9 protein-coding genes are annotated in these 11,021 nt (G+C 36.0%); all 9 read left to right on the top strand.

Annotated features, from left to right (window positions below; genetic code table 11):
- Nucleotides 1-294 precede the first annotated feature (294 nt).
- The 9 genes from EGI26_RS06370 to tnpA all read left to right on the top strand — a co-directional run bounded on the left by EGI26_RS06370 (nt 295) and on the right by tnpA (nt 10,861).
- Nucleotides 295-1,599 carry a DUF418 domain-containing protein gene (locus EGI26_RS06370; RefSeq protein WP_255077147.1) on the top strand — a complete coding sequence of 435 codons (1,305 nt, stop codon included), beginning with the start codon at nt 295-297 and terminating at the stop codon, nt 1,597-1,599.
- Nucleotides 1,600-1,631: 32 nt separating this feature from the next.
- A complete protein-coding gene (locus tag EGI26_RS06365) occupies nt 1,632-2,960 on the top strand; it encodes a DUF418 domain-containing protein (protein ID WP_255077146.1) in 1,329 nt (442 codons plus the stop codon).
- A 52-nt stretch (nt 2,961-3,012) separates the two neighbouring features.
- Nucleotides 3,013-5,151, top strand: coding sequence for a molybdopterin-dependent oxidoreductase (locus EGI26_RS06360; protein ID WP_255077145.1), 2,139 nt, complete (start codon nt 3,013-3,015; stop codon nt 5,149-5,151).
- Between the two features lie 89 nt (nt 5,152-5,240).
- Nucleotides 5,241-6,413, top strand: a complete 1,173-nt coding sequence (locus EGI26_RS06355) for a DUF1624 domain-containing protein (RefSeq protein WP_255077144.1) — start codon at nt 5,241-5,243, stop codon at nt 6,411-6,413.
- 20 nt (nt 6,414-6,433) lie between these two features.
- Nucleotides 6,434-7,954, top strand: coding sequence for a DUF3500 domain-containing protein (locus EGI26_RS06350; protein WP_255077143.1), 1,521 nt, complete (start codon nt 6,434-6,436; stop codon nt 7,952-7,954).
- A gap of 396 nt (nt 7,955-8,350) precedes the next feature.
- Entirely contained in the window at nt 8,351-8,767 is a 417-nt protein-coding gene (locus tag EGI26_RS06345) for a VOC family protein (RefSeq protein WP_255077142.1), read from the top strand.
- 45 nt (nt 8,768-8,812) lie between these two features.
- Nucleotides 8,813-9,904, top strand: a complete 1,092-nt coding sequence (locus tag EGI26_RS06340) for a two-component regulator propeller domain-containing protein (protein WP_255077141.1) — start codon at nt 8,813-8,815, stop codon at nt 9,902-9,904.
- A 26-nt stretch (nt 9,905-9,930) separates the two neighbouring features.
- Entirely contained in the window at nt 9,931-10,218 is a 288-nt protein-coding gene (locus tag EGI26_RS06335) for a DUF6958 family protein (protein WP_255077140.1), read from the top strand.
- A gap of 157 nt (nt 10,219-10,375) precedes the next feature.
- Complete coding sequence (gene tnpA / locus EGI26_RS06330) at nt 10,376-10,861, top strand: IS200/IS605 family transposase (RefSeq protein ID WP_310587947.1); 486 nt, start codon at nt 10,376-10,378, stop codon at nt 10,859-10,861.
- Nucleotides 10,862-11,021: the final 160 nt, after the last annotated feature.

Below are 11,021 nucleotides of genomic sequence, written 5' to 3'. Positions count from 1 at the left end.
ACCTTTTAATAGAAAACTCGACCTAGTTTGAAAATTCCAAAAACAAATTGGTAAATTTGATTTAGTTAGAGGTTATTTTTCTTTTATAACTAGCTAACAATCTGAATCATAAACAACGATAACTCGGAAACTTTGATTCAGTATTTTATTTGATATCTTGCCCACCAATTGTATTATAACAACCACTTTTTCTGCCATTTTGGGCATTTGGTTAATCTCAGATTGAATATAAGCCGAAAGATCAATATCCCTATTTATAAAAACCTAATTGAAACCCTATAATGAAACCCTAACATGAAAACCCAAGAAACCTTTTACCCTACCCACCAAACTGAGCGAATCAACTCGATGGATATCATCAGAGGCATTGCACTCTTTGGTATTTTACTCATGAATATTACAGGCTTCGGATTGTACAAAGCTTATTTTGACGCCACTAATAATGGCGGTGCCACAGGTTGGAACCTTAGTGTCTGGTGGATGAATACCCTACTTTTTGAAGGCACTATGCGAGGCATGTTTTCTATGCTTTTTGGGGCAGGAATTCTCCTTTTTACAGCTCGCAAGTCAGAGAATATGGAAGGCACAGCCGTAGCTGACCTCTTTTTTCGTCGATTAATGTGGATGGTGCTTTTTGGTATTATTCATTGTTACCTGCTACTGTGGGATGGCGAAATATTATATGCCTATGGTATTGTGGGCATGTTTGCATTTAGTTTTAGACATCTTTTGCCCAAGCAACTCATCATAATTTTTACGGTCATTTTGGTTATTGCCTCTGGTTTGGAAGTGAAAGATTATTTGCTTTCGAAAAAGACCTTTGATCAGGCAACTTCAGCTACCGCAAAGAAAAGTAAAGGAATAAAATTGACCATAGAGGAGACAAAAGCTATGGCTAATTGGGAAGAAAAAATAAAAGAAGGTAAGGTAACACCCGTACAGTTGAAAGATGAAATGACAGCCCGAAGCAAAGGGTATTGGAGTATTGTGATGCACAAAGCCTCTGAAAATGTGAGGGCTCAGACCATTTTTCTTTATCGATACAATTTTTTGGATACTTTGGCGATGATGCTTTTCGGAATGGCATTTTTTAAATTGGGTATTCTGAAAGCTGCTAAATCAAATCGGTTTTATTGGTTAATGGCATTGATTGGCTATGGAATAGGCATCTCTATAAATTATTATGAAGGCTGGCTCATTACCTCTAACAACTTTTCCATTTTATCTATATCAAAATCTTTTATGACTTATCATTTAGGGAGAATTCCAACCACATGCGGTCATATTGCCCTCATCATGTTGTTTGTGAAATCAGGTTTGCTTCCGCTTTTGCAAAAAGCGTTGGCCGCAGTTGGTCAAATGGCTTTTACCAATTACATCACGCATTCTATCATCTGTAATATTATTTTCTTAGGCTATGGCTTTTCTATGTACGGAAAATTACAACGCTATGAGTTGTATTATATCGTAATAAGCATTTGGGTTTTTCAGTTGATTTTCAGCCCAATTTGGTTAAAATACTTTCGTTTTGGTCCATTAGAATGGCTTTGGAGAAGTTTGACTTATTGGAAAATGCAGCCAATGAGGAGAGTAAATTAAACTTTATGTAAACCCCTATAACCATAAATAAAATGAACGAAGAAGAAAAAAATCCTACAGGAGTAGCCGCTCCAGTGGAGGAATCTAGCCGTATTACAACCATAGATATGCTGCGAGGCGTTGCCCTTTTAGGTATTTTATTGATGAACATTCCCGGCTTTTCTATGCCTGATTATTCTTTTGAAAAATTCAGCAATGACCCAAGTAGTATTAATTTTTGGGTTTATCAATTTGTAAGTATAATATTTGAGGGCAAAATGAGAGCCATGTTTGGTATGGTATTCGGAGCTGGTGTGCTATTGTTTATCGCCAACAAAGCTTCAAAAGGTGTCACCGCTCACGTTTTGTTTTATCGTCGTATGTTTTGGCTTGTTTTGTTTGGGCTCATTCACGCTCATTTGATCTTGTGGATTGGCGATGTACTTTATCTTTATGGCGTTTGCGGTATGGTTGTTTATTTGTTTCGCAATGTTCCCCCAAAATACTTAGTTTGGGCTGTTCCATTGGTGGCGGTTTTTGATTTTACGGCCAATACCATGCATTATCAAGAAATACGTGCCAAACGCATAGCTTATGTGGAGGCCGTAGAAGTGCAAGCCACTGGTAAAACGCTCACCGATACTCAAACAAAAGCCATGACCACATGGCGAGCTTTAGAAAAAACGATGATTCCGAGCAGAGAAGATGCCGAAGCGAATACAAAAACCATGAAATCAAATTATACTGCCATTGCCAATCATTTGCGTCCAATAGCCTTTCAATTTCAAACCGAACACCTTCCGCTATGGGCATTGGATAGCTTGGCATTGATGCTTTTAGGTTTGGCACTTTTCAAGTGGGGCTTTTTGACTGGGACTTGGACAAACAAAAACTATTGGACAGTCATAAAAATCGGCTACGGCTTAGGTTTTCCATTGGTTATTTACTCAAATTACTATGCATTTCATCACTTTTCGACCTTAGAAGCCAACCTCGATCGAATGGAGCAAGTGCCAATCAATTGGGTTAATTTGATATATCCTTTCCAACGTATTCTGTTGGTAATGGCTCATTCGGCATCATTGATTTTGATGTTTAAATCGGGTTTTGCAAAAAATCTTTTTGGCCGATTGGTGGCCGTTGGGCGTATGGCTTTTACCAACTATATTTCGCATTCGATCATTTGCACTTTGTTTTTCTTTGGTTATGGGTTGAATTTCTTCGGAGAATTGGAATATTATCAAATATTCTTTGTGGTATTCGCTATTTGGATTCTCCAATTGATTTTCAGCCCAATTTGGTTAAAATACTTTCGTTTTGGCCCATTAGAATGGCTTTGGCGAAGTTTGACGTATGGCAAAAAGCAGCCAATGAAACGGTAGGTTTCTCCATCAGTATTTTTGCTACTTTTTGATCAAAAAAACAAATTCTAAAATGAGAAGAAGAACCTTTATCGAATTAAGCACTCATGGGATAGCTGCTCTTGGTAGCATTCCATTTGTATCCTTTTCGTGTGCTGAAAAAAATGATACCAAAACGGTTAATGGTGCTTGTTGTCTGGACTGCCCAGACTCATGCAGTTGGCAAGTAACTGTTTCAAAAGATAAAGTGACCGAATTTAAAGCCAATAACGATAACCCCTACACCGCCGGAAAACTCTGCAATAAAATGGAGGATTATCCAACTAGTGTCACTTTTAATCCTAAAAGATTACTTAATCCTTTAAAAAGAACAGGTAAAAAAGGAGAAGGTAAATTTAAAGAAATAACTTGGGATAAAGCCATTTCTGAAATTAGCACAAAATTAAAAACGATTATAAAAGAAAAAAGTGGTGAGGCAATCATGCCATTCAGTTATGGTGGAAATGAAGGTAATGTTCAAGGCAATGCTGGCAACAATTTCTTTGCTCATATTGGTGCTACAGAATTGGAAAGAACTATTTGTGGCGATGCAATTGTAGCGGGAATAATGGCTACAAATGGGCAAACAACGGGAGTTCTTCCCGAAGACATTATTCATAGCCAGTATATACTTTTGTGGGGTACAAATACCGTTCATTCAAACCAACATTTATGGCCATTTATACAAAAAGCCAAAGCAAAAGGTGCAATTGTGGTTGTTATTGACCCTTTTCAGTCGCAAACAGCGTTTTTAGCTGATTGGCATATTCAACCTTTACCTGGCACTGATACAGCTTTGGCTCTTGGACTTATCCATATTATTTTAAAGGAAAAACTTCAAGACCAAGATTATATTGAAAAATATACAAACGGTATTGAAGAATTAACCAAACACATAGAAAAATATCCTCCCAAAATCGTTGCAGAAATAACAGGCTTAGACGAAACAACTATCTTAAAATTAGCCCATGAATATGCCAAAGGGAAACCCTCACTAATAAGAGTTTTGATTGGTTTGGAACATCAAACAAATGGTGCAAGTGCTGCAAGAGTCATAGCAATGTTACCAGCCTTAACTGGAGCTTGGAGGCAATTAGGCGGTGGGCTAATGAACATGACATACGAACTCTTTGGCAATGCCTTTAATTACAAAATTCTTGATATTCCTGAAGCATTAAAAAATAAGAAAACAAGAAAAATAAATATGGTTCAACTGGGCGAAGCATTGACTTCCACCAACTTAAATCCAAAAATTCAAGCATTAATAGTTTTTAATTCCAATCCAGCGGTAACGATGCCCAATCAAAATTTAGTGGTAAAAGGTTTGCAAAGGGAGGATTTATTGACTATTGTTTTGGACCATTTTATAACAGATTCGGCTCGTTATGCTGATTATGTATTTCCAGCCACGACGGCTTTAGAAAATTGGGATATTTTAGCTTCTTACGGCACTCCTTATCTGAATATCAACGAACCTGCCATTGAGCCTTTGGGCCAAGCTAAAACCAATACTGAGTTCTTTCGATTACTCTCTAAAGAAATGGGTTTTAATGAAAATTATTTATACCATTCTGATTTGGATATAGTGAAAGGTTTATTAGATAGCGACAAACCATATTTAGCAGGAATCTCTTTTGAGTCGCTTAGAAAAACAGGGTGGGCAAAAATGAATATACCTGAAAAATGGATGCCCCACGCAGAAGGTAATTTTGGTAAAAAAGACGGGAAATGCCAGTTTTACAATTCAGAAATAACCCCAGCTTTACCAGATTATATCCCTTTTGCATATTCAGAAAAAGAGCGAACACAATTTCCGTTGCATTTATTGACGATAAAGTCAACCAAAAACTTTTTGAATAGTACACGTGCCAATCACGAAATGCACATTCAAAAAGAAGGGAAACCTTTTTTAGACATGAACGAAGAAGATGCCAAATCAAGAAACTTGGTAACTGGAGACGATATCAAAGTATTCAACCAAAGAGGCGAAGTCTATTTAAACGTTCGTGTCAAAAACAAAGTGAGAAAAGGGGTGGTCTGTATGCCTCAAGGTTTTTGGTCTTCTTTAATGAAGGGAGGTTCGTCAGCCAACGCCCTCACGCACGATATACTCACAGATATGGGGGGAAGTGCTGCATTGCAAGAAGCGAGGGTCGAAGTTATGAAAGTTTGATTGGTTTTTCAAGGTGGTTTGTGGCATTCAAGACACCTTCTCATTATTTTCTTTATTTTTTAACCAATAAAACAATTTTAAAAAATAAAATGGTAGCAATAACAAAACCCAGAATTGAATCCATTGATCTTCTAAAAGGCTTAGTAATGGTAATAATGGCACTCGACCACGTTCGAGATTATTTCCATTACTCGGCTTTCTTTTTTGACCCTGCTGACCCAACACAAAGCACTTTACCCATATTTTTCACACGGTTTATTACGCATTTTTGTGCACCAATATTTTGTTTTTTGGCTGGTACTTCTGCCTTTATGGTAGGCAAAAGAAAATCAAAAAGCGAACTATCAGGCTTCCTTTTAAAGCGGGGACTTTGGTTGGTTTTTATGGAAATGACCATTGTGAATTTTGGTTGGTATTTTGATATTTATTTTAAAAGCCCAAATCTGCTTGTTATTTGGTCTTTGGGAATTAGTATGATTATTTTAGCTGCATTGCTCCATCTTCCTCGAAAATTCATTTTACTTTTTAGCTTAATCCTTATTTTGGGCCATAATCTTTTAGATTCTATTCACTTTAAGGACAATTTTTTATGGGCAATATTGCACGAATATGCTTTTTTCAAACTTAACAATGGTTTTGATTTAGAGGTTGGATATCCAATAATTCCTTGGGTAGCCGTAATGGCATTGGGGTATTACTTTGGAGCTTTTTATGATAAATCTTATAACTATGAAAAAAGAACGAAACTGTTTAACACCATAGGAATTTCATCCATTTTCGCCTTCTTAATTTTAAGATTTAGTAATGTATATGGCGACCCAATCCCTTATAAAGATTACGGTACTTTATCAAAAGACTTGATTTCGTTTTTCAACCCTACCAAATATCCGCCATCATTAGCCTATTTATTAATGACATTGGGTGCTGCATTTATTTTCTTGGCAAATGCCGAAAAACTAAAAGGGAAAGTGGCTGATTTTTTTAGCACATTCGGAAGAGTTCCATTTTTCTATTACATCTTGCATTTGTATCTAATCCATCTTATTGCTCTGATTTTTGCAGAATTTTCAGGCTTTGATTGGCGAATAATGATATTACAAGACTGGGTAACTGGAATACCCGCCTTAAAAGGATATGGTTTTCCGCTTTGGGTGGTTTATACTGTTTGGATTTTGGTCATTGCTTTGCTTTATCCTTTGTGCAAAAGATTTGACCGCTATAAACAATCACATAAAGAAAAATGGTGGCTGAGTTATTTGTAAGTATTATAACAAATTTCAAAATGAAAAAAACAATCCTATTCCTCGCTTTTTGCCTTTTGGCAAGCCTTGGCTTTGCTCAACAAAACAGCACTGACCATAAAATAACCTTCAAACTAAAAATAACGGAAATAGAAAACCCTGATTCTGTGGGAATTCTATGGTTTGCACTGCCTTATGTTGACGGTAAAACTGTCGTAAATACTACACTTTTCCCAAAAAGCCCTGATAAAAATGGGCTTTATCAGCAAACACTTGCTTTCCCTGACTCCTTAATGGGCAAGACTATCCAATACTTTTATACAGCAGTCAAAGATAATTACGAGAATAAAGGCAGCTTTGTGCTTGAAAAAAACAAAAACCAAGACAGAGTTGAAAGTTGGGGCTTTGTAGATGGCTTGGAAAGCAAGGTAAAATCTACACAAATGCTTTTTCTTTTACCAGAGTCTCCTACTGAAAAAGCTGCATTTGAAAAGCCGTATGTCGGTATTACAACAAACGGAAAACCTGTGAAAAATCTATTTCCTATTAAAAAAACAGGATTTCCTACCTTATCTATAAAAAATGCAGTCACAGCGTTTCTCGAATCGCTCAATGCGGAACAAAAAGCAAAATGTACGTTTCCGATCGAAACAGAGGAATGGCGAAGATGGCATAATATAGAAAATTGGCCAAGGGCTGGTATCGGTTTGGAAGAAATGAATCAGGCTCAAAAAGACCAGGTTTTCACGATTTTGATGGAAAGTTTGAGTGCAAGAGGCCTAAAAAAAGCCAAGAATATAATGGCAATGGAAGCTTATTTGGCCACTTTGGTACTTGAAAACAAAGATTTAGGGGGCGAAAAATATTGGTTTACTTTCTTTGGAACACACTCCGACACAGAGCCTTGGGGTTGGCAAATTGAAGGCCATCATTTGGTAATCAACTACTTTGTACTGGGCGACCAAGTAGTGATGTCGCCGGTTTTTATGGGTTCTGAGCCAACGCTTATAGAAACGGGCGATAATAAAGGACTGAGAACTTACGAAATAGAAGAAAGAAAAGGCTTGGATTTTTATCAGTCCCTAAACACCAAGCAAAAGAAAAAAGCCACGCTTTGGCATAAAAAGGAATTTGATTTTAACCGAGGTGAAGCTTTTAGAGACAATGAAATCATCGCAACAACAGGCCTTTCGGCCAAAGAATTGTCAAAAGAACAGCGGTCAGACTTACTAGATTTGATAGAAGAATATGTAAGCAGTATCCGAGACGGACACTCAAAAATAAAAATGGAGGAAGTTAAAACGCACCTCCAAGAAACACATTTTACATGGGTGCAAGGCGACAAAATAGACGGCCCATTTTACTATAGAATTCATAGTCCAGTCATTTTGATAGAATTTGACCACCAAGTGCCCGTGTTTTTACCAGACAAAACCACCCCAAATCGTGTTCCTGTCAAAACCCATATTCATACGGTTGTCCGAACTCCCAATGGCAATGATTATGGAAAGGATTTGTTGAAACAGCATTTAGAATTGCATCGTAAGGGGGTAAAGCATTGAAATGTTTAAACTCCATATTGAGCTAAAAAGCTGGTCGAACTAAATATTTCCTACGGATGTATGAAAATCAGGCTTCATTCAGAAAAAAGAATGACCGCTTTAACAAGCTATCCCAAAAATTAGCTTTTGAGTATAATCATTGAAGCAATATCCAAAGATTGTAAAGAAGAAAAAAAAAATCCAAAAATAAACTTTTTATGATAACTCATAAATCGACAAGTATTTTTTGAAAGCTAATGACCGCAATATCCAAAGGTTTTTTCCTAAATTGGCTTAAGTATTATCTATTTTATTATGATTAACTTGTTTCGGAAATCTTGTTTTTATTGAATATAAAAAAACGCCTTATTTCAGATAAAATGACCTCAATTTTATAAACTTCATTTCTAATAAACTATGAAAAAGATTTTCATCAACTTGCCCGTCGAAGATTTGGATAAATCAATGAGATTTTACGCTCAAATGGGATTCAACAATTACGCTTTGTTTACGGGTGAAAATCAAAAATGTATGCTTTGGAGTGAACATATTTATGTGATGTTGCAGTCAAAAGAGTTTTTCAGTGCTCATAATAAAAAGCAACTCGTTGATTCTAAAAATAACATTGCCTCGTCTTTTACACTCCCAGTTGAAAGCCTTGATATGCTACATGAAATTATCAAAAATGGAATAGAGGCGGGCGGCACTGAATCTACTCCCATGATAGACGAGGTATTTATGCAAGTCCGAACCATAGAAGACTTGGATGGACACACTTGGGGAATAATTTATTTGGACGAGAATAAATTTATGGAATTTAAGGCTTCCAGATAATCTCTAAACTCTTATCAAAAACTAACCAAAGAAAATTTTGACCAAATGATGAAAATATTTTTTCTATTAGCTACATTATTTTTTGCCTCTTGCCAAGGTCAAAGTAAAACTGAAAATACCAGCAACGATGTATCGAAATCTCAAGAGATACCGACATTTGGGACAAATGTATTTAATCCCAGCCTCATTCTCGACAAAAACATTCGCAGTATTTTTGAGGATCAAAAAGGCAATTTTTGGTTTGGTACAAATGGAGCCGGTGTCTATAGTTATGATGGAAAAACGCTCAAACAATATACTGAAAAAGACGGTTTGGCAAATAATCAAGTGCAGAGTATTCAGGAGGACAAGTCTGGTAATCTCTGGTTTGGAACGGGAATATTTGGCGTAAGCCGCTTTGATGGGCAAAAATTCACTACATTTTCAAGTAAAGAAAATTTGGTTTTTGATAAAGAGAAAAGCTGGAAAATAGAATCCAATGATTTATGGTTTTTTGCAGGTGGAGGAGCTTATCGTTACAATGGTAATTCGCTGGAATATTTACCTTTAGACAAATCAATAACGGACTCAAAATCGGCACAAAACGCCCCTACTAACCTAAGTAGATTTGGGGTCTATTCTATTCTTAAAGATAAAAAAGGTAACCTTTGGTTTGGAACTCAAGCTGAAGGCGTATGTCGTTTCGACGGCAAAACGTTTACTTGGTTTACAGAAAAAGGCTTGGCTGGACCTGCAGTTCTTGGTCTTTTTGAGGATAAAAACGGAAATATTTGGATGGGGAACAATGGTGCTGGATTGTTTCGATATGATGGCAAAACCTTGGTGAATTTTACAGAAGAAAAAGGACTTGGCAACAAAGAATTTAGGGCAGCCGGAAAAGCGGCTCTTGGCACAATGGCTCGTATTTATGCCATCAATGAAGACAAAAAGGGTGACCTTTGGATAGGAACTGTTGACGCAGGCCTTTGGCGATATGATGGAAAAACCCTCACCAATTACAATACTAAAGAAGGTCTTACCAGTAATGCCATAAATACCATATACAAAGACAAAAAGGGAGAATTGTGGTTTGGAACGGATACTGAAGGCATTTGTAAATTCAATGGTAAAACTTTTTATAGATTCGAACCAAAATAAACAACTGACACCAAAACTCAATTGTGATGAAAGATGATATGTTTCAGACTTTGCACCCCCAAGCTGGTAAGACCAACAAGAAAATATCTTTGAAGAAATATGAATTCATTAAAGAAAACATTCTGTCCATTTTGGATGAAAAAGAGCTCACTCATACTGAACTTATGGAAGAATTATATGGGAGAGTGAAGGATAATTTTGAGGGCGGTGTTCAATGGTACGGAGAAACCGTAAAACTTGATTTAGAAGCCAGAAATAAAATAGTTAGAACTTTATCAAAACCAGAAAAGTATAGATTGACCACTAAAGGATAGTGATTGTGTATAGTGCGTTTTTTGCAACATGTTTTTTTTGAAGCTTTATTATAAACTTTTACTGAAATTTTGGCCTTAAATAGTGCTATATAACAATCAAACTTATAGAAAATGCACAATGAATTATTAAAAATAAAAAAGTAAGATTTAAAAGAACATACAACTTATTAAAACTATTGCAGGAACATTTTCACAAATCTATATTCAATTAGTTTTTGCAATAAAAGGTAGAGAAAGCTTAATTCAGCCAATTTGGGAGGAAGAATTATACAAATATATAACCGGGATTATCATAAATAAAGGTCAAAAATTGCTCGCTATAAATGGAATGCCCGACCACATTCATATATTTATAGGAATAAAACCGTCATGCAGCTTATCCGATCTAGTGAGAGAAATTAAAAAATCTTCCAATGAATTTATTAACGATAAAAAGTTTTCAGCCTCTAAATTTCAATGGCAAGAAGGTTTTGGAGCATTTTCTTATAGCCATTCGGCCTTAGATAATGTAATTGCCTATATTCAAAACCAAAAAGAACATCATAAAAAAATAAGATTCAAGGATGAATATAAAACGTTCTTAAGTAAATTTAAGATAGAATATAAGGATGAATATTTGTTTGATTGGTTTGAAAATGATTAAAATAAATGAAGTATTAATCAAAGATAACACTCAAAAAACAAAACCCAGAAAGGGGCACGTGTTTATAGAAAAACGATCCAATCAGAAGCATTCGACCCCAAAGGGGTCAAACTTTTATAGAAAACCGCCCTACATTGAGAAGAATTCGACCCCGAAGGGG

Origin of the sequence: Lacihabitans sp. CCS-44 (assembly GCF_024343735.1) — a bacterium.
Taxonomy (GTDB): Bacteria; Bacteroidota; Bacteroidia; order Cytophagales; family Spirosomataceae; genus Leadbetterella.
This window is presented reverse-complemented; position numbering and strand designations above follow the sequence as displayed.

Excerpts from the sequence above, each read along its gene's own strand:
- EGI26_RS06370 (WP_255077147.1), top strand. The coding sequence starts at position 295 with ATGAAAACCCAAGAAACCTTTTACCCTACCCACCAAACTGAGCGAATC.
- EGI26_RS06365 (WP_255077146.1), top strand. The coding sequence starts at position 1,632 with ATGAACGAAGAAGAAAAAAATCCTACAGGAGTAGCCGCTCCAGTGGAG.
- EGI26_RS06360 (WP_255077145.1), top strand. The coding sequence starts at position 3,013 with ATGAGAAGAAGAACCTTTATCGAATTAAGCACTCATGGGATAGCTGCT.
- EGI26_RS06355 (WP_255077144.1), top strand. The coding sequence starts at position 5,241 with ATGGTAGCAATAACAAAACCCAGAATTGAATCCATTGATCTTCTAAAA.
- EGI26_RS06350 (WP_255077143.1), top strand. The coding sequence starts at position 6,434 with ATGAAAAAAACAATCCTATTCCTCGCTTTTTGCCTTTTGGCAAGCCTT.
- EGI26_RS06345 (WP_255077142.1), top strand. The coding sequence starts at position 8,351 with ATGAAAAAGATTTTCATCAACTTGCCCGTCGAAGATTTGGATAAATCA.
- EGI26_RS06340 (WP_255077141.1), top strand. The coding sequence starts at position 8,813 with ATGATGAAAATATTTTTTCTATTAGCTACATTATTTTTTGCCTCTTGC.
- EGI26_RS06335 (WP_255077140.1), top strand. The coding sequence starts at position 9,931 with ATGAAAGATGATATGTTTCAGACTTTGCACCCCCAAGCTGGTAAGACC.